Raw genomic sequence first — 25,455 nt, forward strand, 5'->3', positions numbered from 1 at the left:
CATGACCGAACAGAATAACAATCCGGACGAAATCACCCTGATCATTGGCAGCTATACGGATTCGCTACCCCATGTGCAGGCGCGCGGGCAGGGGATCAGCGTTCTTCGGCTTTCGAGCGAAAGCGGTCGGATCACACCGGTTTCGCAATTCGCGGGGCTTCGCAACCCGACTTATCTGACGCTATCTGCCGATAAGAAGACGCTTTATGCCGTCGAGGAACTTTCTGCCAAGGATGGCGCGGCGGCGGCAGCGCTCAGCTTCGATAAAGCCTCGGGCGATATACGATTGCTCGGTCGAGTCGATGCGATGGGCGACTGGCCTTGCCACGTTGCGCTGGACAAAGCCGAAGACAGGCTTTTTGTTTCCAACTATCTGAGCGGAAATTTCATAACCTGCGAACTCGACGCCGCCGGTGTTGCGACCGGAGTGGTTGTCAATGTTCAGCGCAGTGGGACGGGTCCCAACGAGAGCAGGCAGGAAGGACCGCATGTTCACTGCGCAGCGGTCACTCCCGATGGCAACCACGTTCTGATCTGCGATGCAGGAACGGATGAGATTGCGCGTTATTCACTTGCTGAAGGCTTGATAACAACAACTCCCGATCGCGTGGTGAAAACCAGAGGCGGGTATCTGCCCCGGCATATGGCGCTTTCGACCGATGGGTCGAAGCTCTTCGTTGTGCATGAACTGGGATGCTCGGTCAGCGCATATGCCCTTGGCGACGATGCAATCCGGCTGATCCAGGAAATCTCCACCTTGCCCGCGGTCTTTACCGGTGAATCGGCTTGCGCGGCAATCCGCGTCCACCCGAACGGACGGTTCGTCTACGCATCCAATCGCGGTCACGATACTATCGTCGCTTTCAAGGTTCATGCTGAAAGTGGAGAAATGGAGGCTGTTGGCTGGTACACGACCCGGGGTGAAACCCCGCGCGATTTCGCTATCGACCCGAGTGGGCGCTGTCTGGTTGCAGCCAATCAGGACGGTCATTCGCTCGCGGTCTACGCGATTGATCAGACAAGCGGGGCGCTTTCGCCACTTGGCGAAACTTATGAGATCGGCAGCCCGGTCTCCGTCGTGTTTGCGTGAGGGTCAGCCGTTAAACTCATTAAACTGACGGGCGATGTCGCGGACACAATCCGCCATCGCCCTGAGGATTGCTTCCGCCGGGGTTTCCTCGAACCGATATCGCGGCATGCTGACACTGATACAGCCCAGTACCTGCCTGTTGCGATCCACGATAGCGCGACCGTAACAGCAGATATCGTCCTCGTTTTCTTGCAGATCGAGGGAATAACCGCGCTCGCGGGTCGCCCCGATCTCACGGGCGAACTCGTCGCGACCGGTAATCGTATGGCGCGTTCTTTGGGGAAGGGGCAGCGTATCGAGCGTTGCCTGAATTTCAGCCTGATCAAGCGCCGCAAGCCAGGCTTTCCCGACCGAGCTGGAGTGAAGCGGCACCCTTGTGCCTACCCGGGACATCATCCTGACGGTTCGGTTGCTTTCCAGCTTGTCGATATAGATCATTTCATTGCCGCTGCGGATCGCCAGATGGATTGTCTCATCGATGGCGTCGCGCAGCCGCGCCAGCGGCAATTCCGCCGCTTGTCTCAAATCCGAACGCTCCCAGCTGCGTGCGGCAAGGCTGATAAGCCGCGGGCCCAGCAACAACAAGCCCGATCCCCGAACTTCCGTCAGCATACCTTCGGCCCTGAGCGCCGCAACGATGCGATAAACCGTAGGGCGAGGCAAATCGACCGCCGTGGCAAGCCTGGCAGTCGTCAGCGGTTGTTCCTGATCGCTGACAGCCTGCAAGACCTGCATGAAACGGGAGAACGCGGCGGTGCCGGGTACTTTTTCCTGCATTGTCAGGATCTATTCTCCCTGTTTCAGCGGTCCTTCGGCCTTTGGTTAGGCTATTAGGTAGCCGCCATCGACGGGCATGACAATACCGGTGACAAAGGCTGCCGCAGGGCTGCAAAGAAACGCGACAACGCCAGCAATATCCTCCGGCTTGCCCCAGCGCTTCATCGGGGTGCGGTCGAGGATGGGCCCGGAACGCGTGGGGTCGTCCTGTAAAGCCTGTGTCAACGGCGTGGCGATCCAGCCGGGTGCAACAGCATTCACCCGGATGCCGTCGGGAGCATAGGCGATAGCCAGCGATTTGGTGAGCTGAGCCACGCCGCCCTTGCTGGCGCTATAGGCGGGGACAAGCCCGCCGCCGAAGAAGGACAGCATGGAAGCGGTGTTGACGATGGCGCCTTTGCCTTCCGCGAGTTTGCTGCGCGCTGCCGTGCAGACGCGCATCGTGCCGGTAAGATTGATGGCGAGCACTTTTTCAAACACGTCGAGTTCATGTTCCTCATGCCGCCGGATGACGCCTGCGCAATTGACCACCATGTCGAGCCGGTCGAGACCGTCAATCAGCGCCTGAACGCCATTTGCATCGCAAACATCCAGTTCATGATAGCTGATATCGAGACCTGCTTCCGGCTTTGACTGGTCGCTACCGAGGCCAACGGCGACGACACGCGCGCCAAGTCTGGCAAGGCCGGTCGCAATTCCGGCTCCAATGCCGGTTGTGGCTCCGGTGACGAGCGCCAGTTTCCCTGAAAACAGATCGGGGGCATAGGTCATGGTGAAAACTCTTTGAGGGGTTGGGAGAATGGGAGCGTGCAACTGGTGCTGCAAAAAGGCAGGATTCAAACCTGCCTTTTTGACTTATTTTGTATCCGGCAACCGATTGCGATCAGCGGATAAACTGATCGACATAGTCGGCGCCGAGGCCGATTTCTTCATAATGTTTCCGGCACATGTCTATCTTCGTGAAGACATCTTCATAGCCGTTATTGTTGCCCCAGGGGTCGACGTAATACATGCAACCATTAACCTGGAAATAGGTGATCATTTCTTCCACACCTTCATCGACAACCAGCGTGTGGATTTCGCCTGGTGGTTCGAAAGCATAGGCCCCCTCGGTGGCGATCCAGTCGTGCTCCAGATAGCGCCAGCTGCCTTTAAGCACCAGCGCGTGGACAGGGCCAGGATGACGATGGCGGCTGAGCACGCCAGACTTGCGAACCTTCAACAGGTTCATCCAGTAACCGGCTGACCGGTTGAGGCACAATGGCCGGAACCAGACATTTTCGGACTGTGGAACCCAGATACGTTCGTCGGTTGGAATGGCGTTGGGCACCACCAAATCAGGCAGCATTTCTACTGGCTGCGGCTTTTGATAGGGCATCCGACGCAATGTTTCGGGGTCGATATCCCCGGGCGGTTGCGCGACCACGGCTCCTCCTGTGTTCACATTATGGACAAAAAGTCTATAATATGAACGTAGCATTTGCGAAACTGACATGTCAATTTAAAACTGACATGTCACATTCTGTTTTTCAATCATTGTTTTGCGGAAGTGACGGCGTTCGGCCTTTCCAATTTCTTTGGAACAGCTCGTTTCCAGCGATCTTATAATGACCTGGAGCGGCGCTTTTCGCTCGACCGCTTGTTTCTGGCATGATATTCGAAAATTGAATTATATTCAATTATTGGAGGAAATATGGCCCCCGAGCTGAATGGCGCGCTGCGTCTCCACTTCGTCATCGGTGATCCCATCGCACAGGTGAAATCGCCGCAAGGTGTAACCGAGATGCTTCAATCCCGGGGGCATAATGCCATCTGCATACCGGGCCACGTGAAGCCCGAAGATCTGGCCAGTTTCTGGCAATGCGCCCGCGCGCTTCAGAATCTGGATGGTATTATTGTCACCGTTCCCCACAAGATCGCAGCCACGCGCATGGCGGATCGTCTTTCCGAAACGGCGGCGTTTCTGGGCTCTGTCAACACGTTGCGACGGACCCCAACAGGCTGGGAAGGCGCGATGTTTGACGGAATGGGCCATGTTGCGGCGCTACGTAAGGCTGGCTGCCAGCTGGAAGGCAAAAAGGTTTTGCTGGCAGGCGCTGGGGGTGCAGGTGGGGCTATCGCCTATGCGCTCGTTCAGTCGGGCATCGCGGAACTGGCGGTCCACGAAATGGATGCGGCACGCCGCGATAGCCTGATCGAACGGCTTTCTTCTCTGGGTCTGGCGAAAATTGACGTGGGCACATCAGACCCGTCCGGATTTGATGTTATTGTCAATGCGACGCCTGCGGGCATGAAGGAAGGCGATGCTCTTCCCTTTGACGGCGACAAGCTGACATCCGACATGTTTGTGGGAGAAGTGATCACCAAACCGGCCATTTCCCCGCTTGTGGCGCGTGCGCGCGAAATCGGCTGCGGCACAATCACCGGTGCCGACATGTTCGTCGAAGTACGCGATCTGATGGTCGATTTTCTCTGCGCGGTGTGAACGACATGAACAGGCATTTCGCACTCGCATTCCTCACCGTTCTCGATCTCGCTCCTGCAGAAGCGATCCGCATCGCAGCGGAAACTGGCTATGACAGCGTTGGTCTGCGCTTGCTTCCAGCCGCCGCCAGCGGTGAGGGCCCCTATCCCATTTTGACCGACCCGGCAGTTCTGAGAGAGGCCCGGTCAGCTTTGTCCGATACCGGCATTCGCATTGGGGATGTCGAGATCGTGCGTTTGAAAGCCCAGACAAAGGTCGAGGAATTTCTGCCGTTTCTGGAATGTGCGGCAGTGCTCGGCGCTGCAAATATTCTGGTTGCTGGTGACGATCCAGATCCAGCGCGGCTCACCCAGACTTTTGCGCGTTTCGCCGAGCTTGCGGGCCGCTATGGTTTGACCGCTGATCTCGAATTCATGCCGTGGACTGGCGTGCGGGACGCACAAGCGGCTTTGGCCATCGTGGAAAAGGCCGGCCAAGCCAATGGTGGTGTGCTTGCCGACGCTCTGCATTGGGACCGCACTGGCGGCAAGGTCGATGATCTCACATGTATTCCGACCGAGCGTATTCATTATTTTCAAATATGCGATGCGCCAAAGGAATTCATCGACACCGATAGCGAACTGATCCGCGTTGCCCGCGGCGGGCGGCTGTTTCCGGGACAGGGCGGTATTGATCTGCGCGCATTTCTGGCGGCTTTGCCTGCGAATGTGCCGATCAGTGTGGAAATCGCCTCCGAAGAATTGCACGCGCGGCTGGCGCCGCGTGAAAGAGCGGCTCAGGCGCTGGCCGCGACACTGAGCTTGGTGAATTCCCTCAAAAATTAAAATCAAATTATTTTCTGGAATGATATTCAAATTTATGTATAACGATCCTCACGCTGGGGAGTGAGGATCGTGAGTCCTCGGCGCACGAGGACAAGAATGTCGCATCATGACGGTGGAACCGCGCTGCAAATGCAACGTGGAACGCATGCGATCGAGTGGAGGAACAGATGAACAGCATAGATGCCGTCGGGTCCGATGGCGCAAAACTGACGCTTGCAGCCCGCAAGGGTGTGCATGGAAAAGCCATTGATCAAACGAAGCAGGACAATATTGCGTTAGAAGCCATCGGCGCTTCGCAAAACTGGTCTTCGTTGAGAGTCATCATTCTGGCGATTTGCTTTTTATTGAACGCCATCGATGGCATGGATGTTGTTATTCTTTCCTATATCGCGCCTGCGCTTTCGGCAGACTGGGCGCTGTCACCGGAGCGGCTTGGTGTCGTGTTCTCCGCAAGTCTTGCGGGCATGGTGATCGGCTGCTTCTTCGTTGCGCCGCTTGCAGACAGATGGGGTCGCCGGCCACTGACGATTACTGCCTTGGCAGCAATCACCGTCGCCATGATCCTGAGCGGCTTTGTAACCACAGTCATGGAACTGGTTGTCCTGCGCTTCTTCATCGGCGTTTGGATCGGCGCGATCCTTGCTTCGATGGCCGCGCTTGCTGCGGAATTTGCACCGGTAAGGGAGCGTTCCTTCGCCGTGGCCGTCATGACCGCTGGCTATCCGCTTGGGGCGGTTTTTACCGGCCTCGCCATGGCACCGCTGCTCCCTGTCTACGGCTGGCATATGATGCTGATCGGCGCGGGCGTTGCCTCGTTGGTGGTGCTGCCGTTCGTCTGGTTTTTCCTACCGGAATCGCTGGATTTTCTGGTCCGCAAACGGCCTGAAAATGCTCTGCAACGCGTCAATCATGTGCTGGCGAGGCTCGGTATGGAGTCGGTCGAGCAATTGCCGCAAAAGTCCCCCCAGCAAAAAGCTGCCGGTTTCGCTACCATCTTCGCCGAAAATCGCCTGGTGCCAACGATTTGGCTCTGGGTCGGAATTTTCATGGGCTTCCTGTCGCTTTATTTCGTTATCTCATGGGTGACGAAGCTCGCCTCCCAAGCCGGTTTGACATTGGAAAATGCCATCTATGTCGGTGCGATCCTGAACTTCGGCGCGTTTCTGGGAACGTTGCTGATGGGCAAGCTTTCGAACCGCTTTCCGCAAGGCATTGTCGGGGCTGTGTTCCTAGTTCTCGCCGCTGCACTTCTGGTGGTGTTTGGAACAGTCCACATGTCGCTGGGCATCGTACTCTTCACGGCTTTCCTCATGGGAATGGCGATCTATGGCGGCTTCAATTCCTTCTATGGTCTTGCAGCCAGCCTTTATCCGGCTTCCGTCCGGGGCACGGGCGTTGGCTGGGCCATGGGAGCGGGACGCTTTGGTGCCGTCGTTGGCCCGTCGATGGGTGGTGTTCTGATCGGTTCGGGTGCAAGCCTTTCGACGGTGATGATCGTCTTTGCGGTTCCGCTGGTGATTGCGGCCATCGCCGCCCTTTACTCCCAAGCCCGATAGTTACGCGTTTTGGCAGATAGGAAATACATATGTCTCCCGACCACTCCATCGATAACAACGACCCGATGATATCCTCTCATCGAGCGGCATGCGATGTCCTCGTTATCGGTTCTGGTGCCGGGGGACTTTCTGCAGCGGTAGCGGCAGCGCATTTCGGATTGAAGGTCATCGTGGCCGAAAAAGCCGATGTATTTGGTGGCACCACTGCCTTTTCCGGTGGCTGGTTGTGGATCCCCAATGCGCCTCATGCCGTATCGGCTGGCAAGGGTGAAAACCCCGATGAGCCGAAAGCCTATTTGAGGCATATTCTTGGTAATAGTTACGATGAGGCCATGATCGACGGTTATCTGAAAGCCGCGCCGCGCATGCTGTCTTTCTTTGAGCGCAACACGCAAGTCCGCTTCAATCCGGGCAGCGGCGTACCGGATTTTCACGGCAATGCACCGGCGGCGGCGACAGGCTGGCGTTCGGTTGTCGCTGCACCTTATGACGGTCGCGAACTTGGCTCCTTGATCGGAAAATTGCGCCCGCCCATCCCTGAAACAACGTTTTTGGGCATGGGCATCGCATCGGGCGTCGACATGCGCATGTTCCTGACGGCGATGCGTTCACTCAAGGCATTTGCCTATGTTACACGGCGCGTGTCGAAACATCTGCGCGATCTCGTTGTTCATCGCCGGGCGATGCAACTTGTCAATGGCAACGCGCTGGTCGCGCGGCTATTGCGGTCTGCATCCGATAAGGAGATTACCCTTTGGTCGGGAGCCGCAGCGCGCGAATTGACCGCTGATCAAGGACGTGTCACGGGCGCCGTTCTCATGACCGCTAAAGGCCCCCTTACTGTCACTGCCAAACATGGCGTTGTGCTGGCGACAGGTGGCTTTCCGCATGATAAAGGGCGTCTCTTTGAACACTTGCCGCATGTTCGGGCCGGTACGGATCACGCATCGGCAGCGCCCAAGACAAACAGTGGCGATGGTATGCGTCTTGCCGAAATGGTCGGCGGGCACGTATCCGACCGCATGGTGCATGGTGCGGCCTATGCGCCGGTATCGCTCGTTCCCCGCAATGATGGAACCGTGGGGCGTTTTCCGCATCTGGTCGAGCGCGGAAAGCCGGGTGTAATCGCGGTATTGGCTTCGGGAAGCCGTTTCGCCAATGAGGGCGGCCCCTATCATGACTATGTTTGTGATATGATAGCAGCGACCCCGGAGGGGCAACCAGTTGTCTCATGGCTCATCTGCGATCATCGGTTTTTGCGCTGTTACGGTCTTGGCGCTGTCAAACCAGCGCCCGTTCCTTATCGGCGTTGGTTGAACAACGGCTATCTTATCAATGGCGCAACGATTACCGAATTGGCTGAACGCTGCGGCATCGACGCGGCGGGTCTCAACGCGACCGTCACAGCGTTCAACCGTGATGCGCAATGGGGAGAAGACCCGCAATTCAATCGCGGCCAGACGCTCTATCAGCGGGTTCAGGGGGACCCCGATCAGAAACCCAATCCCTGTATTGCTCCCATCCGCAATGGACCTTTCTATGCGGTGCGAATTGTACCGGGCAGTCTGGGCACATTTACCGGTATCGAGACCGATGCATTTGCGCGTGTCCTCGATGCTTCGGGCCAGCCAATTGCCGGTCTTTATGCAGCCGGCAACGACATGAACAGCATTATGGGTGGTCACTATCCAAGTGGTGGTATCACGCTTGGCCCTGCCATGACCTTTGGGTTCCTCGCAGCTGAAACCATTGCCAAGCGGGCCGCGATAGAGAGCGCACAATCCAACAGCAAGGAAACAGAATATGCGATCTGATCATGATCAGCACGGAACAGACGAAGTCGATCTGCTGGTTTGCGGTGCAGGCGCTGGTGGCATGACGGTGGCGCTGGTTGGTGCTCTGGAGGGACTAAATGTCCTCCTATGTGAAAAGACCAAACAGGTTGGTGGCACAACCTCAACCTCGGGTGGCACCACTTGGGTGCCGGGAACACATCTTTCTGAAGAAGCAGGCGTTCCTGATACCGTCGAGGATGCGCGCGCTTTTCTGGAAAGCGTTGTCGCCAATCGCAGCGGCATTCGGCTGCGCGAGGCGTTTCTCGCCTCAGGGCGCGAGGCTATCGAGGAACTCGACCGTCGCACCGATGTGAAATTTGCCGCCGCTCTTGCACATCCCGACTATCTCGACGGGCCAGGTTCTGCCTATGGGGGCCGGGCTTTGGGCCCAGTCGCTTTTGACGGTCGCCTGCTGGAGCGTGATGATTTCGACCGGGTTCGTCCGCCGCGCCGCGAATTCATGGGACTTGGCGGTATGATGGTGGGACGCAATGAACTGGGCGCCTTGCTGCAACCCTTTGGCTCCATCGCCAATTTCCGCAGCACCGTTCAGATCGTCGGGCGCTATGTGCTCGACCGTCTACGTTACAAGCGCGGAACACGCCTTTTGATGGGCAATGCACTGGTGGCACGGCTTCTCTTTAGTCTGCGCAAGGCAAAGGTGCCAGTACTGTTCGAAACCGGCGTTCATGAACTGATTGTGGAGGATGGCCGCGTTGTTGGCGCGGTGTTGGAGGGGCCATTGGGACTGCGTCGCGTCAGGGCTCGCAAAGGGGTCGTGCTGGCGACGGGGGGCGTATGCTGGAACAAGAAAATCCGCGACCGGCTGTTTCCTGAAGCGGCGCGCGATTATTCGCTGGCGCCTGTCACCAACACCGGCGATGGAGCGGATGTGGCAATGGCGATAGGCGCGCGCTTCGAAGATGGCGGCGATAGCCCCGCCCTCTGGATGCCGTGCTCGTCCTATCGTCGGGCCGACGGATCGCTGGCCGTGTGGCCGCATATCATCCTCGACCGCGCCAAGCCGGGACTGCTGGCGGTTGACGCCGCAGGCAAGCGCTTCGTCAATGAATCCAATTCCTATCATGATTTTTCCATGGGCCAGATTGGTAATGGCGCCAATCCAGCCCACCTGGTTTGCGACGCAGCATTTCTGCATCGCTATGGTATGGGGATGATCCTGCCGGGGGCGAAGAACCTGAAAGCCATGCTCAAGGCCGGATATGTGATTGAGGGCGCGACCTTGCCGGAACTGGCGGCCAAGATCGGTTGCGACGCGAGCACGCTTGTCCAGACCGTCGAAGCCTATAATCGTTCTGCCGCAACCGGTACTGATGAAGACTTTGGGCGCGGCACGTCGGTGATGAACAGGTTCAATGGCGACGCTAGCTTCAGCCCTAATCCGTGCCTAGGGCCGGTTGGTGCCGGTCCGTATTACGCCATGTCTGTGCGCCCATCTGATCTCGCCTCCAGCGCGGGTCTTTCCGGCGATGAATTTGGCCGGGTTCTCAATGAGAACGGCGAGCCGATCCATGGGCTTTATGCTTGCGGCAATGATCTCGCCTCCATCTTTCGCGGGACCTATCCGGGGCCGGGCACGACCATTGGTCCAGCCGTGGTGTTTGGATGGCGTGTGGCCAAACATGCCGCCGGAAAGCTTACCGATGTGTCACAAGATGCGCCCGACGTTATCACGAATGAAAGGAAGAAACATGCAACGCTATGAAATCGCCACTCTTTCCACGTCCATGGGGGCAGCCGCCAAGGTTGCGCCGGCAGTGGAAGCATTCGCGGGGGAAGGCAAGGGGCGTCTTCTGGGCATTTTCTATGCCGATATTGGCGCGTTGAATAAGGTTCTGGTTCTGCGCGGCTTTGATACCACCGGCGATTTTGAAGTCGAGCGTGAGCGCACACTTCGCGCGGCCAGCCCGTTTGGTGCTGCCGAATGGCTGACCGGACTGGAACTTGAAGGCTATGCGCCATTTCCATTTCTGCCGCCGATTGAAATCGGCAGCTTTGGTCCTGCCTATGAATTTCGCACCTACGTTCTCAAGACCGGTGGTCTGGAACCGACGATAAAGGCATGGGAAGCGGCTGTACCGGCGCGCACGGAACTCTCAAAGCTGACCATCTGCATGTATGGCGTCGACGGCAAGCCGCGCATGACGCATATCTGGCCTTTCGCTTCGGTCAACGAACGCGGCCAGATCCGTGTAGATTCCGTTGCTAAAAACGTGTGGCCACCGAAAGGCGGGCCGGATTGGCTGACGACCGACATGCGTTCGACCATCGCTTTTCCGACTGCAAATTCGCCTCTGAAATAAGTCGCGACGATCAAAACGGGAGAAGAAGAAATGGCCTCATTTCCTCTTGGAGTGAGTACGATCAGTGATGCCTGGACAGTGCCGCTGGAAGAGTCTTTGAAGCGTCTGGCGAAGCTTGGCTTCACGCATTTCGATGTGATGGTCAGCCCGGCGCATCTCGACATCCAGAATATGACGGCGCGTGATTATGCGCGCATCCGTCGGTTTCTGGAAGCGGAAGGCTTGACCATTCATTCGCTGACGGCACAGAGCCTGGACCATAATCTTGCTTCGCCCCGCGAAGAAATTCGCGAAATGACGGTCGGCTTCAACAAGAAACTATTGGACGCGACCTACGAACTTGGGGCGCAAGGCTTTGTCTCCGTATCAGGGCGATATAATTCTCTAAATGCGCCACCAAAGGCGCAGTTGGAGGGCTGGTTCCGGGGTTCTCTCGAGAAGACGGTCGCTTATGCGGAGCGGGCTGGGGTAAAGGTGTTTCTGGAAAACATCCCGATGGGGGTTTTGCCGGATGCAAAGAGCATGGTCAAATGGGTGGAAGAATTTGCGAGCCCCGCTTTGACCATCTGCTACGATCTGGCCAATGCGCATTTCATCAGTGAGGACCTGAGCGAAGCTATCCCGCTGGTGGTCCCTTACCTCGATATACTGCACATGTCCGACACTGGGAAAAGCGCCTGGAAGCACGACCCCATCGGAACGGGCAGCGTTGATTTCGTGGCGGCGGCCAAAGCACTGGCCGCGTCGGATTATCGGGGACTGTCGGTCGTGGAAATTCTCAGTTCCGAACCGGACGCCGCAATTCAGGACGCTTTGCAAAAGCTGCAACCTCTGGGCTGGGCGCTGTCTGAACAACAAAACTTACGCAAGGCTGGCTAAGCTTTTTTCAGCTCTGCGTTAATCCTCCCAAACAAAAGAAGCCCCGAGGGATAATCCATTCGGGGCTTTTTTAGGGCGGTTCCGGTTAAGACGGAATCGTGGAACCGCTCTATCTATTTGCTTTTAAGCATTATCCTACGTATCGAAGCGGGATCAGAAATCAGTCCAGTGAACTGATTTCCCCGCGTAGGCGCTACGCACTTTTGCTGGAAATGCTCTATGCCGGCCGGGCCTCAGCTTCGCTTGTGCAAGCCGGGAAAGTAGCGCGATCCACTCGCCGCAAGACCGATCTCTTCTGCTGCTCTGGTGAGGTGCGGTGCAAGCTCCGCCATCCGCTCCGGTGTCATGCGGACAGTTGGTCCGGCGATGGAAAGGCAGCTAATAACCTCGCCGCCGCTGCGAACCGGCACAGCCATCGCAGCCATGCCAATAATGTAGCTATTGACCGAAATGGAATAGCCACGCTTGCGTGTCTGCGCCAACACTTTCAGAAGTTCAGTGATCGTGGTGGGAGCACCAGGACCGGAGGGCTTGTTGCTGTTGACGAGGCCCTGTTGCGCAACCCGGTGCAGAGCCTCTTCATCGGTCATCGACGCAAGCCACGCCTGACCACCTGCGCTTGTGGCCAGATGAACATTGACGCCCTGTTCTTGTCCGGGATCATAACGCAAACCGCCGGTCGCGCCTTGTGCAACCGCGACCCAGATCAGATCGTCGCCATCAATCACCGAGAGACGAATCAACTCGCCGCTGGTTTGGGCCAACCGGTCCAATATGGGCTGAGCCACATCTCCAACGCCCGTGCGGCCGAGAAAACCTACACCGAGCGCTGCGAGCTTCATGGTGAGCGCATAGTCGCCCTGATCCTGAACCTGACGAACATAACCAAGTCGAATCAACTCGTTAAGCGTGCGGTGCACGCCACTTGGAGGCTGATTGACATGCTGGGCAATCGCTGAGACGGACAGACCGGCAGGACGAGCCGCGAGCAGCTCGATGATGGTCAGCGATTTTTCAAGAGCGCTCATAATATCCCATTTCAGTTACCTATGCTCTTTGTGGCACATGAGCCAAGACAGTCAAGGCGATTACAGTGCGCTGTCAGAAGAATTGACCCAAGCCGTGGCGAACAATCGGGAAGTGTGGCACTTTTGGTTCCCACGGATAGAAGCTGACGGGGAAGGGGCGCAAACCTTCGGACAATTGCTTAGATGGTCAAGACGATCTTGGCGGCGGCGGTGTGCCCCCTATCAAGATCGCGGAAGGCTTGGCTCCCTTCGGATAAATGCCGGCTTTCGACCCAATTGAGCGGACCCAGTCGCCCGGATGCCAGCAGCGCGACTGTTTCCCGAAAATCCGTCATTGAATAACAATAGGAGCCGATGAAAGCGATTTCCGCAAGCGTGATCCGTCTGACATCCACACCTTCCGATCCCGGCAGAAGGCCGAGATGCACAATCGTAGCCCCGCGGCGTGCCATCAAGAATGCTGCCTCTCTCGTTTGCTTCGCGCCGACCGCGTCAAAGATCAGATCGACTGAGTTCGCCGGAGGCGCTAATGGCGCATCGTTGGGATCGTAGGCGATAATCGCGGAACTGACGGCAGACGCGGTCCGGCGGCGAATAGGATTTGGTTCTGCAAGCATTACAGCACCCGCCCCTTGGGCGATTGCGACAAGCGCGGTCGTCAGTCCGATGGCTCCCCCGCCAAGCACCGCAACGCGCGCTGCCGAAAGCGGACGACGCAAATTGTTTGTCCCGAGAAGAACTGCATGATAGGCGACCGCTACCGGTTCGGTGAGCGCGGCCACACGAAAATCCATGTCGTCTGGAATTTTCACCAGATTGCGTTCTGGGACCACGATCCGTTCGGCAAAGCCGCCTGCATGCGGCGGGAGCCCTATGTTGCGCTGGTTCTCACATAGCTGTTGCGCCCCGGACAGGCACTCGGTGCATTCTCCGCAGGTCAAAAGTGGATTGACCGCCACACGCTGCCCGGCCAAAGGTCCTGTTTCCACAACACCAGCTATTTCATGTCCCATAATCATCGGTGGAACCCGACGCGGGTCGTGTCCGTGATAACCATGCATGTCCGATCCGCAGATGCCACACGCCTTGACCTTGAGAAGCGCTGTACGGGGGCCAGCTTGCGGTTCCTCGACTTCGCGATAAACCATGTTTTCTTTACCCAGATAAACCAGCGCTTTCATTGTGTTCCTTCTCCCAAATGTGGCATTGCGTGCTTTATCGCCCGCGCGTTCTCGAAGCCGCGTTGCTGCTATGCACGAGGGTTGACTACGGTTCACTCGGGGGCGCGGGGTTCGATGGGGTTGAACCCGTGGACGCTTGGCTCGCTCCGCGCGGATTATGCGCTAATCTGTAAGCGGTCCGATATGATCGAGCTTGGCGCCGCGAGCGGCTCGCGTACCCAGCGCGCGCACCGGTTCGTTATCTATGCCATAACGCTCAGCCATCATCATGATATGTGCAGAAAGTTGCTGCAGCGCTTCGGTAATCTGGTTGTTTTCGAGAAGATCGACAATGACGAGATGCTCCGCGCTGGAAAATTTGCGGGTTGGCAAAGACGAGCGATGCGACCGCAACGCCGCAACTTTGCTGGCGACCAGATGATAGGCGTTAACGAGGTAGGGATTGCCACAATTTTCCAGCGCCGCGTCGTGAAAATGATCGTCGGCCCGGGCACCGCGCAAAACATCGCCAGCCTCACATGCCTCAACCATGTCTTTCGCTGCGATGCGCATCGCGTTCAACGTTTCATCACGCCTGCGCATCATGGCAAGACGTACCGCTTCAACTTCGATTGTCTTTCTGAACTCGCACAGATTGACGGTGTCTTCATGGGTCGGCAGGAAAACGAAAGTGCCCCGCTGTGGTTGCACATCAATCAGGCCCTGCTGCTCAAGAATGGCGAAGGCTTCCTTGACGGGACTGCGGCTGACACCGAGCGCGGTTGCGAGCTTGTCTTCCGACAGCGCATCCCCCAGTTCAAGTTCACCGTCAATAATTGCCCGCCGCAACCTGTCGGTCACCCGTGCACCCAGCGAGGATCGCGGTTTTGAATGCATTTCTGCGGACCCTTTCCTTGTTGCAGCTAAAATAACTTCTCAATGCAGTATAAATGATTCCTGTACGCGTCCACCGGGGGCGAAGCAACACCCCCGGTGCCATGACACTACGGCAGTTACACACTGTCGAGGAAGCGTTTTGTTGCCGCCATTCCCTGTTCGGCACGTTCAAGGAAACTAAGTTCGGTATCGCCTTTATGCGGAGTTTCGACGCTGATGACGACATCGTCGGGCAGGACGGACATCAGTTCGCGCAACCAAAGACCACCGTCGCCGGGGAACATCCGTCCAGTTCGGGCCTCAGCAATGCAACCGGCATTGTCCACCGGCTGTTCAGCCGGTGCATCGCAAAGTTGCAGATAGAGCGCCAGTCCTTCCGGCAGGGACGCAACATCACCGGGATTACCGCCCGACCGGGACAGATGCAGTGCATCGATCAGGAGCCCGACATTTTTCCGGCCCGATGCGGTGGCAAGGCGCGTTGCATCCTGGATCGTCGCCGTCGAACGCCAGCGCATGAACTCTACCGCCATTTTGATGTCGTATTGTGCTGCAGCATCGGCGATCTGCGCCAGATTGTCCGAAGACCGCGACAGGTCGGGGTCTTCGCAGGTGATCTGCATCACCGGCATGCGCAATTCGCCAGCCGTTTCGATGATTGGTAGCCATGCCGCAATATCGGTCTGGGGCAAAAGCGTAAATACTTCCCCGTCATAGAACGAGACACCGGTATCTGCGGCGGCGGCCTTGATCTCCCGGAGCAGCGGCTTTTGGCCGACAATGGGATGGGCGAGTTCCAGTCCGTGCGGGGCGATCAGCCGCAGACTGACCATATCGTAACCGCAGGACGCTGCGATCTTGACGTTATCAACGGGTGGGCAACCGAAGACGGTCAGATAGGCGAGGGAGAGAGGATGTTTTTTATACATGCTGCGGCCTCAATAGGTTGCGCGACCGCCGGACACATCGAAGACCGCGCCGGTTGAGAACGAACATTCTTCTGAGGCGAGCCAGCTCACCAGTGCTGCAACTTCGTCGGCTTCGCCGAGCCTGCCGACCGGTATTTTCGCGGTTACAAAGGCTTTGAATTCCGGCGTAAGCTGGTTCATCATCTCGGTTTCGATAGCTGCGGGCGTGACGCAGTTGACGCGAATCTGTGTGGTTGCAAGCTCTTTTCCGACAGATTTCGTCAGGCCAATAACGCCCGCTTTGGAGGCGGAATAAGCGACCGCGTTGGGATTGCCCTCCTTGCCGGCGATGGAGGCGATATTGACGATGCGGCCATATCCGGTCTTGCGCATTTCACGCACCGCCGACTGGCAGCAATAGAAGACGGCATCCAGATTGAGCGACATGACGAACCGCCAGCCGTCATGGGGATATTTTTCGAATTGCTCCAGAGGACCATTGTGACCGGCGCTGGTAACGAGGATGCCGAGTGGCCCCATCTCAGCTACCACCTCTGCGGTTGCAGCTTCAACCTCGGCGGCATCCATCACATTCACCACATACCCTTTGGCGCCCGGCAATTTTGCGGCGGCTTCTTCCACGCGCTCGCGGTTGATATCCCAAAGCGCGACCTTGTGCCCTTTGGCCGCAAGGCGTGCCGCAATGGGAAATCCGAGCCCTCCCGCACCGCCGGTTACAATCGCGACGCGTGATGTTTCCTGTTCTGCCATAATGGCTTTTCTCCCTGATAATCCGGCCCGCTTTCGAGCGGCCCTGTGAATGAGATGTTTGGTGCTCCCAAACGGACGGCGAATCTTGTGCTTGACATTCTATAGAATACTAACATTCTAGTAGCCTAAATGGGTCGGAAACGACCGACTTGTCAAGCGGGAGGACGCGGGGCAAGCAGAATGGAGGAGAAGAATATGGGACTGAAGGGCTCTGCCTTTCTGGCGATTTGGCACGACATCGAAGATGGTGCCCATGACGAATATATCGAGTGGCACACACGGGAACATATGCCTGAACGCCTCTCGATACCCGGCTTCAGGACAGGCAAACGGCTCCACGCGCCCGCTGCCACCCGATATGTCTTCGGGACAATCTATGCTGGCGAAACAGTCGAAACATTTCGGTCACCGGCTTATCTCGAACGTCTGAACAATCCAACGCGGTGGACTGCTGCCGTCGCGCCGAGCTTTCGCAACTTTCTGCGCGTCGCCTGCGAACGGATAGCGACCGCCGGTACTGGCGACGGAGGCTCTGTGGCAACGATCCGCTTCGATCTTTCGGGGAGCGAAGGAGAGGAAGGGCTGAGGGCGAAGGCGCAGGGGCTTGCGGACAAGATGCTCGCCGTTCGTGGTGCCGCTTGCGTGCATATCGGTATTTCGCGCAACGAAGTTTCGAGCGTTCGCACCAGGGAAACCGAGTTGCGTGCCGAAATGAGCGAAAGCGGTTTCGATGTGGTGGTTCTCATTGAAGGGTCTTCAAATCCGGGACTTCATTCGGCGCTGCCACAGATTGAGCAACTGGCAATTGAAACCGGCGTTCTTTCTTCTCCCATCAGCAATATTTACGATGCCGCCTTTTCACTGACCTCCGAAGATATGCAGGGGGCAGCATGACGCGGGTCCTCGTTACCGGTGGGGCCGGTTTTCTGGGCGGATGGATTTTGAAGGCGTTGAAGGCGCAAGCTCACGAAGTGCGGATATTCGACCGTACCAGTGATCGACGTATTCTGCGGGAAATTGTCGGCGACGAGGCTGAGCAGGTTGAGTGGTATCAAGGCGATATCGCAGATGCAGAGGCTGTAAAGGCGGCTGCCAGCGATTGTACCTCTATCGTCCATCTTGCAGCACTTTTAACGCCCGCTTGCAAGAACGATCCGGTGCTGGGTGCAACGGTCAATCTGATTGGTACGCTGAATGTCTTCGAAGCCGCCAAGGCAAATGCGATTGGGCGGGTAGCCTATGCCAGCAGTGCCGCTGTCTTTGGCCCGGACGATGGGCTGACGCCTTATCCGGTCACGCAGTATGGTGCTTTCAAACTCGCATGTGAGGGAAGCGCCAGAGCCTATTGGCATGATTCTGGTATTGCCAGTATCGGCCTGCGTCCCACCGTTGTTTACGGGCCGGGCCGGGAAAGCGGGCTAACCGCCGGGCCGACAATTGCCTGTCGCGAAGCGGTTCGTGGCAATTCTTATACAATTGGCTATTCAGGGCCGCAGGACATGGTTTTCGTGGCCGATGTGGCGGCGGCGTTTGCGGCTGCGGCAACACGATCTTACGAAGGTGCGCACGCCTTTTCGCTGGGTGGCGCATGCGAGGATGTGCCCGACGTCATCCGGGCTATCCGGTCAGAAATACCCGGTGCCAAAATCGACTTTGCCGGTGAAGCCGTACCGATGGCGCCCAATATCGCGGCAACCGACAACAAGCGTCTGCTGGGAGCCATCCCCGTCACGTCGCTGCGTGACGGGATTGCCCAGACCGTTGCCCATTATCGTGCAGTGGCGGGAGCGGCCTGATGGCCATCCGCAGCGATAAATCGCAGGATCATGTCGGTCATCGTCTGCAAGCGGGCATCGATAGCGTCTTCTGCAAGGAGTTCACGACCGAACAGGACCTTCAGCGTGTGCCGGTTGGAGACATAGGTAAAACCAAGCGCAGAGATGGAGATATAGAGATCAAGCGGATCGACATGACGGAAAAGTCCCTGGGCGACACCGCTCTCGATAATCGTCGATACTCTGTTGACGATGGCGCTGTTGAGCCCCTCCATGCCGGTCGCCGCCTGCAAATGGACCGCGCCATGCAGGTTCTCGGTATTGATCATCCGCACGAAAGCTGGATTGTCGATGTAATAACGGAAGGTAAAGGAGATCAGCGCTTTCATTGCGCCAATGGGGTCGGCGGGATCAAGCAACAACTGCTCTTCAGCGGAACGGATGCCGACATATAAGTGTTCCATGGCCGCAACGTAGAGTTCCTCCTTGCTGCCGAAATAGTGGTAGACCATCGCCTTATTGGAATTCGCCCGCTGCGCAATGCGATCCACCCGAGCGCCGCCAATTCCATGGGTCGAAAACTCCGCAATAGCGGATTCAAGCAGAAGGCGCCTGCGTTTTTCCGGCGATCGTTGCCCAGGATCGAGCGTGTTCTGTGTTGGCATCGTATCGGTGTTCGTCATCTGGATTCCTCGGACTGGCTGTCCTCTTACCACATTGGAAGGAATTGGGCAGCAGCTTGAGCATAAGTCATCGATCTGCGGACAGGGATATCACGTGGATTGACATCAACCAACCGGTTGGTTAATAAAAAGACGAACACAGGTCCGGTAGCGAAGAGGAGTCGCTGTCTGGACAAAACGGCACAAACCCTGAGGAGGACCATCAATGCCGGGCAAATTCTCAATTCGTAATGCTGCACTGACGCTTTTTGCAGGCGTGGCTATGGTATTCGGCGCTTCTGCAGCCCATGCACAGGCCTTGGAGAAAATCAAAAGCGCAGGCGTCGTTCGCATCGGCGTGATGGGCGAACAGGCCCCATGGGGTTCAATCGACTCCACAGGCAACAATGTCGGCTATGACGTCGATGTTGCGAAGCTGATCGGCGAGGAAATGGGTGTCAAGGTCGAGTTCGTGCCAAACGCCGTTGCTGCACGTATTCCCAACCTTTTGACCGGCAAGGTCGATCTGCAGATGGCGGTCATGGGCATGTATCCTGATCGCGCGAAAGCTGTCCAGTTCACCAAGCCCTATGCCGGGTTGAAGATCATTCTTCTGTCGAGCGCCAAGAACAACATTACCAAGATTGAAGACGCGAAAAGCCTTCGTATAGGCGTGCCGCGCGGTGCTGCGCAGGACAAGTCAATCACCAGTCTTCTGGGCGATGTCGCCAATATCCGCCGTTTCGATGATGACAGTTCGACAATGCAGGCGCTGGTATCCGGGCAGGTCGATGCCATTGGTGGCAACACCACCTACAAGATCAATCTCGACAAGGCTGCACCGGGCAACGATTACGAGCAGAAACTGGTCTTCAATGAACAGTGGATGGGCGTTACGGCCAAGCTTGGTGACAAGGAAATCAACGCCTGGCTGAACCAGTTCATCGACAAGATCAAGGCAGATGGCCGTCTTGAGGCGATCAACAAGAAGTGGCTCGGCGAAGACAAGCTTCCGAATTTCCCGGAGAAGCTCGAAGGCGTGCCCTACACCGTCGAATAAGATCAGCGACAATTCCAATACAGCATGATGAGGCGGGGTGCGCGGCCACGATTGCGAAGTCGCGCCCTCGTTTCCACGGAAAGTTTGAACATGCGTAAAATCTTCTTACTGAACGGCCCCAACCTTAATCTGCTCGGTCAGCGTGAGCCGGAAATTTACGGTCGAACGACGCTCGATGAAATTCGTTCCTGGGTGGAGGCGGATGCCGCAGAGTTCGGTGTGGCGATTGATTTTCGCCAGTCGAACTTCGAAGGTGAAATCATCGAAGCGATCCATACCGCACGTCACGAAGCGGTTGGGATCATCATCAATCCGGCCGCCTTTACTTTCACCTCGATTGCTATTCTTGATGCACTCAAGACCTTCAATGGTCCCAAGATCGAGCTGCACATTTCCAACGTGCATCAGCGTGAGGAAATCTATCACAAGTCGCTCGTATCGAGAACGGCAACAGCCGTGATGGCAGGTTTTGGAGCTCAAGGGTATCGCCTTGCTCTCAGGGCAATGACGGAGATGACGGCATGACACGCATTGGTCTTATGGGGGCGGGCCTGATTGGCCGCGAACATGCGGAACTTCTGACTTCCAACCGGCGCGCGAAAATTGCCTCCATTTGCGACCCGACGCCAGCCGCTGCTGAAATGGCGGCACGGCTTTCCGTCCCGCATTTCTCCGACTATGGCACGATGCTCGATGAGGCAAAGCTGGACGGTGCCATCATCGCCCTGCCAAACCAGTTGCATGCACCGGCAGCTCTGGCTTGCATCGAGCGCGGTGTACCTTGCCTGATCGAAAAGCCGATTGCGGAAAGTCTGGCGTCAGCCAACCGGATTGTAGAAGCATCCGAACGTTCGGGTGTTGCTGTGCTCGTCGGGCATCAGCGGCGTCACAGCCCGGATATCCGGTCGGCAAAGCGTGCCATTGACGCGGGCGAACTCGGCCCTCTGGTTGCCGTCAATGGCATGACCTTGTTTGACAAGCCCGATGACTATTTCAATACGGAATGGCGACGCAAATTGGGTGGTGGGGTGCTGCTGATCAATCTGATCCACGACATTGATGTGCTGCGCTATCTGGTAGGCGAGATCGAAAGTATACGCGCCTTTACGTCATCTGCGCGCCGCGGCTTCGAAGTGGAAGATACTGCAAGTATCTCGATCCGCTTCGTCAATGGGGTACTGGGCACGTTCCTGATTTCCGATGGTGCCGTCAGCCCCTGGGCCTGGGAATATACGTCCGGTCAGGCGCTCTATCATCCGGCACAACCCGGACCATGCCTCTTCCTTGCCGGACGCAAGGCAGCATTGTCCGTTTCCGATATGTATCTATGGCGACACGCGGAGGAAAGTGATCATTGGCAGCATCCGCTGATCCGCGAATACCGGCCCGGTGATGGCTCGCTGACCTATGTGAACCAGCTCGACCATTTCGTCGATGTGATCCATGGCAATGCCAAGCCGTTGATCACGGCACGCGATGGCATGTTGACGCTCGCCGCCACGCTTGCGGTCGATGTTGCGGGACGTGAGGACCGTACCGTGACCCTTGCGGAAATGCTGAACACAGCCGGAGTGGCGGCATGACGAGCAGAAAGACATCACTCTCGTTCCTGACCGGGCTTGGCGTCGCGCCGGAAGAAGCCGTGCTGGCCGCAGCGGAAGCAGGTTACGATTATCTCGGTTTTCGCCTGCTGCCCGCTGTTCCCGGAGGACTGGCTTATGCGCTGATGGACGAGCCAGCCCGTGTGAAATCACTTATCAGCCTCATGAATGACAAGGGCGTCGAGGTATTCGACATCGAGATGATCCGCATAGGACCGGATTTCGATCCCGAGCCATATCTGCCGTTTCTGGATTGTTCGGCCCAATTGGGTGCACGTGCCATTCTGGTTGCGAGTGATGACGCCGACGAGGTGCGTTTGACCCACTCCTTTGTGAAACTGTGTGAGGCTGCGCGTCCTTTCGGTTTGTCGATGGATCTGGAGTTCATGCCGCAGTCCGAACTCCGCGATCTTGCGGCGGCGACCCGCGTGCTGACTGCGGCTGACCAGCCAAATCAGGGCGTGATTATCGATACGCTCCATGTTTCGCGAGCGCGCACCACGATCGAAGAAATTGCCACTGTGCCGCGCCAATGGCTGCACTATGCGCAGATTTGCGATGCTCCGGCCAAAATCCCGGAAAGTCGTGAAGAGCTGAATTTTGCCGCACGCCACGAGCGGTTCCTGCCAGGAGAAGGCGAGCTCGATCTCATTGGCATGTTCGATGCTTTGCCGGCTGATATCCCGGTTGCGGTCGAAATCCCGAATGATCGTCAGTCGAAAGGCTTGTCCGTTGCTGAATGGGCGAAGCGAACGCTGCGGGCATCAAATGACATACTGGCCAAAGTGACCGGGGAGGTTGTAGCGTGAAAAACCTTGAAACCAAGACCATTCAGGGCGTGACGATCCCCAGCCTTGGACTGGGCACGTTCGAACTGAAAGGGCCGGAAGGCGAAGCTGCAATCCGCACGGCGATTGAGCTTGGCTATCGTCAGATCGATACGGCCATTCGCTATGGCAACGAGGTTGAAGTGGGGCGCGCTGTTCGCGAGAGCGGTGTCGCACGCGGAGACTTGTTCGTTACGTCCAAAATCTGGTTCACCGATCTTGATCCGGAAACAGTTTCCCGCCGGGTCGATGAAAGCTTGGAGCGGCTTGGCTTTGACTATGTCGATCTGCTTCTGGTGCACTGGCCGAGCAAGACTGTTCCTCTCGGCGAAACGCTTTCAGCTTTTGCAGAAGCAAAAGCGAGCGGTAAGACCCGCCTGATCGGCGTCAGCAATTTCACGGTCGCACTTCTGGACGAAGCGCTGGATGTTCATAACGCCGAGTTGTTCTGCAATCAGGTCGAGTATCACCCTTATCTGTCACAGGAGAAGCTCCTTACGCGCATGCGTGAGGCAGGCATGCTTTTAAATGCCTATCAGCCGATAGCGCGGGGCAAGGTTTTCAGCTCGGATATCCTTGTCGAGCTTGGGCGCAAATACGGAAAATCCGCTGGTCAAGTTACTTTGCGCTGGCTTCTGCAGCAGGACAATGTTGGCGCCATTCCGCGCTCCGCCAAACCTGAGAATATGAAGTCCAACCGGGATATTTTTGATTTTGAACTGTCCCCGGAAGATATGGCGGCAATCCATGCGCTTGCACGCGGCGAACGGTTCTCCCGTTTTGAATGGGAACCCGAATGGGACTGAACGCCCTGCTGGAGGAGGTTAGAACATGACACTTGATTTCAGCGTCGTCGCGGATGCCTGGCCCTCGCTGGTCTATGGGACACTGGGAACGCTGTTCCTGGCCGTCGTCGGCATGACACTCGCCACCATCATCGGTGTCGTGGGGGTTGCAATCTTGCGGACTCATAGGGTGATCCCATCCTTTTTGGTCACGACCTTTGTTGAGGTGATCCGCAACACGCCGTTTCTGGTACAGATTTACTTCATCTTCTTTGCATTGCCTCTTGCGGGTGTGCGGCTTAATCCCACACTGACGGCCATTCTTGCCCTCGGATTGAATGGCGGCGCTTATGCCATTGAGATTATCCGTGGCGGGGTCGAAAGCATTCCGAAAGGCCAGACGGAAGCGGGACTGGCGCTCGGCCTTCACCGGCACGAAGTGTTCCGTATGATCGTTCTGAAACCGGCGTTGCGCGCGATATATCCATCACTGTCGAGCCAGTTCATCCTGCTCACGCTCGCGACCGCAATTTGCACGTCGATCTCCGCCTATGAGTTGACCTCAGCGGGACAGCGCATTGAGGCGGAAACATTCCGCAGCTTTGAAACCTATTTCACCCTGACCGGCATTTATTTGGTGATCTCGCTGGTGACGATGTGGTCGCTTGCCGCCATCGGGCGGCGTGCATTCAGCTATCCGCAGCGTTGAGGAGGACGACTTATGGGACTGCAAGAATTCACCTATCTGCTGCAAGGTCTCGGCTGGACGCTCATCCTGACCGCTATGGCGTTTGCTGGCGGTATTGTCTCCGGCATCATCATCGCTCTGATGCGGGTATCGAAGCTCAAATGGGTTCGGGCTATCGCAATCGGCTGGATTGGTCTCTTTCAGGGCACGCCTTTGCTGATGCAGCTCTTTGTTGCCTATTTCGGCTTGCCCCTTCTTGGTTTCGATCTCCCGGCCTGGGCGGCGGTGGGCATAGCCCTTGCCGCGCACGCTTCGGCCTTTCTGGGTGAAATCTGGCGTGGCGCGATTGAAGCCGTTCCGAAAGGGCAGACTGAAGCGGCGGATGCGCTTGGACTGCATCGCTACAGCCTGATGGTCGACGTCATCATGCCGCAAGCGTTTAAACTATCGTTGCCGGCCACCGTTGGCTTTCTTGTTCAGCTTCTGAAGGGCACGTCGCTTGCCGCGATTGTTGGCTTCATTGAACTGACCCGCGCCGGTTCGATAATCTCCAATCAGATCTACCGACCGCTTCTCGTGTTCGGTGTGGTAGGGGCGATGTACTTCGCCATGTGCTGGCCGCTCTCCTTGTGGGGCAGGCGTATTGAACGACGCATGGCCGCCGGCCTCTCCAGATAAGAAAGGGAACTTCTCATGACAACTGATAAAAAGTCAGATGCGCCACCGATGATCATGATGCGCGACGTGGAGAAGTGGTATGGCAACTTCTATGCGCTGAAAAAGGTCTCCCTGACGGTCGCAAAGGGAGAGAAGATCGTTCTGTGTGGTCCATCGGGGTCCGGCAAATCCACCCTGATCCGTTGCATCAACCGATTGGAAGCGAGCCAGGGCGGCGAGATCGTCGTTGCCGGTCACGCGGTCAAGGAAGACCAGAAAGCCATTGATGCGGTGCGCCGTGAAGTTGGTATGGTCTTTCAGCAGTTCAACCTGTTTCCACATAAGACCGTATTGGAGAACTGCATTCTGGCGCCGATGCGGGTGCGCAAAATTTCGCGGGACGAAGCGGAAGCGACGGCACGAAAATATCTCGATCGGGTGCGTATCGGTGATCAGGCCGAAAAATATCCCGCGCAGCTTTCCGGTGGACAGCAACAGCGCGTTGCTATTGCGCGGGCGCTATGCATGGAGCCCAAGGCCATGCTTTTCGATGAGCCGACTTCGGCGCTCGATCCCGAAATGGTCAAGGAAGTTCTTGATACGATGGTGTCGCTTGCCCGCGATGGCATGACGATGATCTGCGTGACGCATGAAATGGGCTTCGCTCGTCAGGTTGCGGACCGGGTCATCTTCATGGCGGACGGAGAGATTCTCGAAGAGAATGATCCCGAAACATTCTTTCGAGCGCCGGCGCATCCCCGCACACGAACCTTCCTCGGTGAGATACTACAGCACCACTAATCAACCAAATTCAGAAGCGCGTTAAATCTCCCGCTTTGACAAGCGGGAGATTGCTGCGAATGCAG

At 56.9% G+C, this 25,455-nt stretch carries 27 protein-coding genes; 18 read left to right on the top strand and 9 right to left on the bottom strand.

The genetic code is table 11. The features are described from left to right. Position 1 precedes the first annotated feature (1 nt). A complete protein-coding gene (locus WIX40_RS21580) occupies positions 2 to 1,090 on the top strand; it encodes a lactonase family protein (RefSeq protein WP_339442084.1) in 1,089 nt (362 codons plus the stop codon). Positions 1,091 to 1,093: 3 nt separating this feature from the next. Here WIX40_RS21580 and WIX40_RS21585 read toward each other — a convergent pair whose 3' ends face one another. The 3 genes from WIX40_RS21585 to WIX40_RS21595 all read right to left on the bottom strand — a co-directional run bounded on the left by WIX40_RS21585 (position 1,094) and on the right by WIX40_RS21595 (position 3,245). Further along, complete coding sequence (locus tag WIX40_RS21585; RefSeq protein ID WP_339442085.1) at positions 1,094 to 1,867, bottom strand: IclR family transcriptional regulator; 774 nt, start codon at positions 1,865 to 1,867, stop codon at positions 1,094 to 1,096. Between the two features lie 45 nt (positions 1,868 to 1,912). After that, a complete protein-coding gene (locus WIX40_RS21590; protein ID WP_124915796.1) occupies positions 1,913 to 2,638 on the bottom strand; it encodes an SDR family NAD(P)-dependent oxidoreductase in 726 nt (241 codons plus the stop codon). 112 nt (positions 2,639 to 2,750) lie between these two features. Next, entirely contained in the window at positions 2,751 to 3,245 is a 495-nt protein-coding gene (locus WIX40_RS21595) for a 2,4'-dihydroxyacetophenone dioxygenase family protein (RefSeq protein WP_339442395.1), read from the bottom strand. A 315-nt stretch (positions 3,246 to 3,560) separates the two neighbouring features. On the opposite strand from WIX40_RS21595, the gene WIX40_RS21600 reads away from it, so the two are divergent. From WIX40_RS21600 to WIX40_RS21630, 7 genes are all read left to right on the top strand, one after another. After that, a complete protein-coding gene (locus WIX40_RS21600; protein WP_140026008.1) occupies positions 3,561 to 4,352 on the top strand; it encodes a shikimate dehydrogenase family protein in 792 nt (263 codons plus the stop codon). 5 nt (positions 4,353 to 4,357) lie between these two features. Further along, a complete protein-coding gene (locus WIX40_RS21605) occupies positions 4,358 to 5,176 on the top strand; it encodes a sugar phosphate isomerase/epimerase family protein (protein WP_339442089.1) in 819 nt (272 codons plus the stop codon). A 167-nt stretch (positions 5,177 to 5,343) separates the two neighbouring features. Next, positions 5,344 to 6,732 carry an MFS transporter gene (locus WIX40_RS21610; protein ID WP_339442091.1) on the top strand — a complete coding sequence of 463 codons (1,389 nt, stop codon included), beginning with the start codon at positions 5,344 to 5,346 and terminating at the stop codon, positions 6,730 to 6,732. A gap of 29 nt (positions 6,733 to 6,761) precedes the next feature. Continuing rightward, a complete protein-coding gene (locus WIX40_RS21615; RefSeq protein WP_339442093.1) occupies positions 6,762 to 8,546 on the top strand; it encodes an FAD-dependent oxidoreductase in 1,785 nt (594 codons plus the stop codon). After that, positions 8,536 to 10,293: an FAD-binding protein gene (locus WIX40_RS21620; RefSeq protein WP_339442094.1), complete on the top strand. Its 1,758-nt coding sequence runs from the start codon at positions 8,536 to 8,538 to the stop codon at positions 10,291 to 10,293. The genes WIX40_RS21615 and WIX40_RS21620 overlap by 11 nt, the downstream gene beginning before the upstream one ends. Then, the gene (locus WIX40_RS21625; protein ID WP_339442096.1) at positions 10,280 to 10,891 is read left to right on the top strand and encodes an NIPSNAP family protein; all 612 of its coding nucleotides are present in this window, start codon (positions 10,280 to 10,282) and stop codon (positions 10,889 to 10,891) included. Before WIX40_RS21620 ends, WIX40_RS21625 begins: the two co-directional genes overlap by 14 nt. A gap of 30 nt (positions 10,892 to 10,921) precedes the next feature. After that, complete coding sequence (locus tag WIX40_RS21630; protein WP_109365636.1) at positions 10,922 to 11,770, top strand: sugar phosphate isomerase/epimerase family protein; 849 nt, start codon at positions 10,922 to 10,924, stop codon at positions 11,768 to 11,770. A 233-nt stretch (positions 11,771 to 12,003) separates the two neighbouring features. Here WIX40_RS21630 and WIX40_RS21635 read toward each other — a convergent pair whose 3' ends face one another. The 5 genes from WIX40_RS21635 to WIX40_RS21655 all read right to left on the bottom strand — a co-directional run bounded on the left by WIX40_RS21635 (position 12,004) and on the right by WIX40_RS21655 (position 16,534). Continuing rightward, entirely contained in the window at positions 12,004 to 12,798 is a 795-nt protein-coding gene (locus WIX40_RS21635) for an IclR family transcriptional regulator (RefSeq protein WP_109365637.1), read from the bottom strand. A 179-nt stretch (positions 12,799 to 12,977) separates the two neighbouring features. Then, positions 12,978 to 13,979: a zinc-dependent alcohol dehydrogenase gene (locus tag WIX40_RS21640; protein ID WP_124915802.1), complete on the bottom strand. Its 1,002-nt coding sequence runs from the start codon at positions 13,977 to 13,979 to the stop codon at positions 12,978 to 12,980. Positions 13,980 to 14,141: 162 nt separating this feature from the next. Further along, positions 14,142 to 14,855, bottom strand: a complete 714-nt coding sequence (locus WIX40_RS21645) for a GntR family transcriptional regulator (RefSeq protein WP_339442098.1) — start codon at positions 14,853 to 14,855, stop codon at positions 14,142 to 14,144. Positions 14,856 to 14,971: 116 nt separating this feature from the next. Beyond that, the gene (locus tag WIX40_RS21650; protein WP_339442100.1) at positions 14,972 to 15,784 is read right to left on the bottom strand and encodes a sugar phosphate isomerase/epimerase family protein; all 813 of its coding nucleotides are present in this window, start codon (positions 15,782 to 15,784) and stop codon (positions 14,972 to 14,974) included. A 9-nt stretch (positions 15,785 to 15,793) separates the two neighbouring features. Then, a complete protein-coding gene (locus tag WIX40_RS21655) occupies positions 15,794 to 16,534 on the bottom strand; it encodes an SDR family NAD(P)-dependent oxidoreductase (protein WP_339442101.1) in 741 nt (246 codons plus the stop codon). Positions 16,535 to 16,714: 180 nt separating this feature from the next. Between WIX40_RS21655 and WIX40_RS21660 the strand changes: the two genes are divergently transcribed. Next, positions 16,715 to 17,428, top strand: coding sequence for a hypothetical protein (locus tag WIX40_RS21660; RefSeq protein WP_339442102.1), 714 nt, complete (start codon positions 16,715 to 16,717; stop codon positions 17,426 to 17,428). Then, positions 17,425 to 18,330, top strand: coding sequence for an NAD-dependent epimerase/dehydratase family protein (locus WIX40_RS21665; RefSeq protein ID WP_283735613.1), 906 nt, complete (start codon positions 17,425 to 17,427; stop codon positions 18,328 to 18,330). The genes WIX40_RS21660 and WIX40_RS21665 overlap by 4 nt, the downstream gene beginning before the upstream one ends. Here WIX40_RS21665 and WIX40_RS21670 read toward each other — a convergent pair. Next, on the bottom strand, positions 18,303 to 18,992 hold the full coding sequence (locus tag WIX40_RS21670) for a TetR/AcrR family transcriptional regulator (protein ID WP_339442104.1): 690 nt from the start codon (positions 18,990 to 18,992) through the stop codon (positions 18,303 to 18,305). The genes WIX40_RS21665 and WIX40_RS21670 overlap by 28 nt on opposite strands. A gap of 205 nt (positions 18,993 to 19,197) precedes the next feature. On the opposite strand from WIX40_RS21670, the gene WIX40_RS21675 reads away from it, so the two are divergent. From WIX40_RS21675 to WIX40_RS21710, 8 genes are all read left to right on the top strand, one after another. After that, positions 19,198 to 20,031 (top strand): transporter substrate-binding domain-containing protein, encoded by an 834-nt coding sequence (locus tag WIX40_RS21675; protein ID WP_339442105.1) that lies wholly within the window; start codon positions 19,198 to 19,200, stop codon positions 20,029 to 20,031. Positions 20,032 to 20,121: 90 nt separating this feature from the next. Continuing rightward, positions 20,122 to 20,556, top strand: coding sequence for a type II 3-dehydroquinate dehydratase (aroQ, locus tag WIX40_RS21680; RefSeq protein ID WP_339442107.1), 435 nt, complete (start codon positions 20,122 to 20,124; stop codon positions 20,554 to 20,556). Beyond that, positions 20,553 to 21,614 carry a Gfo/Idh/MocA family protein gene (locus WIX40_RS21685; RefSeq protein ID WP_339442109.1) on the top strand — a complete coding sequence of 354 codons (1,062 nt, stop codon included), beginning with the start codon at positions 20,553 to 20,555 and terminating at the stop codon, positions 21,612 to 21,614. Before aroQ ends, WIX40_RS21685 begins: the two co-directional genes overlap by 4 nt. Continuing rightward, positions 21,611 to 22,441, top strand: a complete 831-nt coding sequence (locus WIX40_RS21690; RefSeq protein WP_339442110.1) for a sugar phosphate isomerase/epimerase family protein — start codon at positions 21,611 to 21,613, stop codon at positions 22,439 to 22,441. The genes WIX40_RS21685 and WIX40_RS21690 overlap by 4 nt, the downstream gene beginning before the upstream one ends. Continuing rightward, positions 22,438 to 23,265, top strand: coding sequence for an aldo/keto reductase (locus WIX40_RS21695; RefSeq protein WP_283735616.1), 828 nt, complete (start codon positions 22,438 to 22,440; stop codon positions 23,263 to 23,265). Before WIX40_RS21690 ends, WIX40_RS21695 begins: the two co-directional genes overlap by 4 nt. Positions 23,266 to 23,290: 25 nt before the next feature. Then, on the top strand, positions 23,291 to 23,953 hold the full coding sequence (locus WIX40_RS21700; protein ID WP_339442112.1) for an amino acid ABC transporter permease: 663 nt from the start codon (positions 23,291 to 23,293) through the stop codon (positions 23,951 to 23,953). Positions 23,954 to 23,965: 12 nt separating this feature from the next. Continuing rightward, positions 23,966 to 24,610, top strand: a complete 645-nt coding sequence (locus WIX40_RS21705; protein WP_283735617.1) for an amino acid ABC transporter permease — start codon at positions 23,966 to 23,968, stop codon at positions 24,608 to 24,610. 15 nt (positions 24,611 to 24,625) lie between these two features. Continuing rightward, positions 24,626 to 25,390, top strand: coding sequence for an amino acid ABC transporter ATP-binding protein (locus WIX40_RS21710; protein ID WP_140026025.1), 765 nt, complete (start codon positions 24,626 to 24,628; stop codon positions 25,388 to 25,390). Positions 25,391 to 25,455 lie beyond the last annotated feature (65 nt).

It is taken from the genome of Ochrobactrum teleogrylli, assembly GCF_037482325.1.
GTDB classification, from domain to species: Bacteria; Pseudomonadota; Alphaproteobacteria; order Rhizobiales; family Rhizobiaceae; genus Brucella; species Brucella teleogrylli.

What these genes read in the sequence shown, in the direction of transcription:
- WIX40_RS21580 (WP_339442084.1), top strand. Translation starts at nt 2, where the DNA reads ATGACCGAACAGAATAACAATCCGGACGAAATCACCCTGATCATTGGC.
- WIX40_RS21675 (WP_339442105.1), top strand. Translation starts at nt 19,198, where the DNA reads ATGCCGGGCAAATTCTCAATTCGTAATGCTGCACTGACGCTTTTTGCA.
- WIX40_RS21625 (WP_339442096.1), top strand. Translation starts at nt 10,280, where the DNA reads ATGCAACGCTATGAAATCGCCACTCTTTCCACGTCCATGGGGGCAGCC.
- WIX40_RS21645 (WP_339442098.1), bottom strand. Translation starts at nt 14,855, where the DNA reads ATGCATTCAAAACCGCGATCCTCGCTGGGTGCACGGGTGACCGACAGG.
- WIX40_RS21650 (WP_339442100.1), bottom strand. Translation starts at nt 15,784, where the DNA reads ATGTATAAAAAACATCCTCTCTCCCTCGCCTATCTGACCGTCTTCGGT.
- aroQ (WP_339442107.1), top strand. Translation starts at nt 20,122, where the DNA reads ATGCGTAAAATCTTCTTACTGAACGGCCCCAACCTTAATCTGCTCGGT.
- WIX40_RS21670 (WP_339442104.1), bottom strand. Translation starts at nt 18,992, where the DNA reads ATGACGAACACCGATACGATGCCAACACAGAACACGCTCGATCCTGGG.
- WIX40_RS21590 (WP_124915796.1), bottom strand. Translation starts at nt 2,638, where the DNA reads ATGACCTATGCCCCCGATCTGTTTTCAGGGAAACTGGCGCTCGTCACC.
- WIX40_RS21705 (WP_283735617.1), top strand. Translation starts at nt 23,966, where the DNA reads ATGGGACTGCAAGAATTCACCTATCTGCTGCAAGGTCTCGGCTGGACG.
- WIX40_RS21610 (WP_339442091.1), top strand. Translation starts at nt 5,344, where the DNA reads ATGAACAGCATAGATGCCGTCGGGTCCGATGGCGCAAAACTGACGCTT.
- WIX40_RS21710 (WP_140026025.1), top strand. Translation starts at nt 24,626, where the DNA reads ATGACAACTGATAAAAAGTCAGATGCGCCACCGATGATCATGATGCGC.
- WIX40_RS21630 (WP_109365636.1), top strand. Translation starts at nt 10,922, where the DNA reads ATGGCCTCATTTCCTCTTGGAGTGAGTACGATCAGTGATGCCTGGACA.
- WIX40_RS21700 (WP_339442112.1), top strand. Translation starts at nt 23,291, where the DNA reads ATGACACTTGATTTCAGCGTCGTCGCGGATGCCTGGCCCTCGCTGGTC.
- WIX40_RS21600 (WP_140026008.1), top strand. Translation starts at nt 3,561, where the DNA reads ATGGCCCCCGAGCTGAATGGCGCGCTGCGTCTCCACTTCGTCATCGGT.
- WIX40_RS21635 (WP_109365637.1), bottom strand. Translation starts at nt 12,798, where the DNA reads ATGAGCGCTCTTGAAAAATCGCTGACCATCATCGAGCTGCTCGCGGCT.
- WIX40_RS21665 (WP_283735613.1), top strand. Translation starts at nt 17,425, where the DNA reads ATGACGCGGGTCCTCGTTACCGGTGGGGCCGGTTTTCTGGGCGGATGG.
- WIX40_RS21655 (WP_339442101.1), bottom strand. Translation starts at nt 16,534, where the DNA reads ATGGCAGAACAGGAAACATCACGCGTCGCGATTGTAACCGGCGGTGCG.
- WIX40_RS21660 (WP_339442102.1), top strand. Translation starts at nt 16,715, where the DNA reads ATGGAGGAGAAGAATATGGGACTGAAGGGCTCTGCCTTTCTGGCGATT.
- WIX40_RS21690 (WP_339442110.1), top strand. Translation starts at nt 21,611, where the DNA reads ATGACGAGCAGAAAGACATCACTCTCGTTCCTGACCGGGCTTGGCGTC.
- WIX40_RS21585 (WP_339442085.1), bottom strand. Translation starts at nt 1,867, where the DNA reads ATGCAGGAAAAAGTACCCGGCACCGCCGCGTTCTCCCGTTTCATGCAG.
- WIX40_RS21615 (WP_339442093.1), top strand. Translation starts at nt 6,762, where the DNA reads ATGTCTCCCGACCACTCCATCGATAACAACGACCCGATGATATCCTCT.
- WIX40_RS21605 (WP_339442089.1), top strand. Translation starts at nt 4,358, where the DNA reads ATGAACAGGCATTTCGCACTCGCATTCCTCACCGTTCTCGATCTCGCT.
- WIX40_RS21685 (WP_339442109.1), top strand. Translation starts at nt 20,553, where the DNA reads ATGACACGCATTGGTCTTATGGGGGCGGGCCTGATTGGCCGCGAACAT.
- WIX40_RS21640 (WP_124915802.1), bottom strand. Translation starts at nt 13,979, where the DNA reads ATGAAAGCGCTGGTTTATCTGGGTAAAGAAAACATGGTTTATCGCGAA.
- WIX40_RS21595 (WP_339442395.1), bottom strand. Translation starts at nt 3,245, where the DNA reads ATGCCCTATCAAAAGCCGCAGCCAGTAGAAATGCTGCCTGATTTGGTG.
- WIX40_RS21620 (WP_339442094.1), top strand. Translation starts at nt 8,536, where the DNA reads ATGCGATCTGATCATGATCAGCACGGAACAGACGAAGTCGATCTGCTG.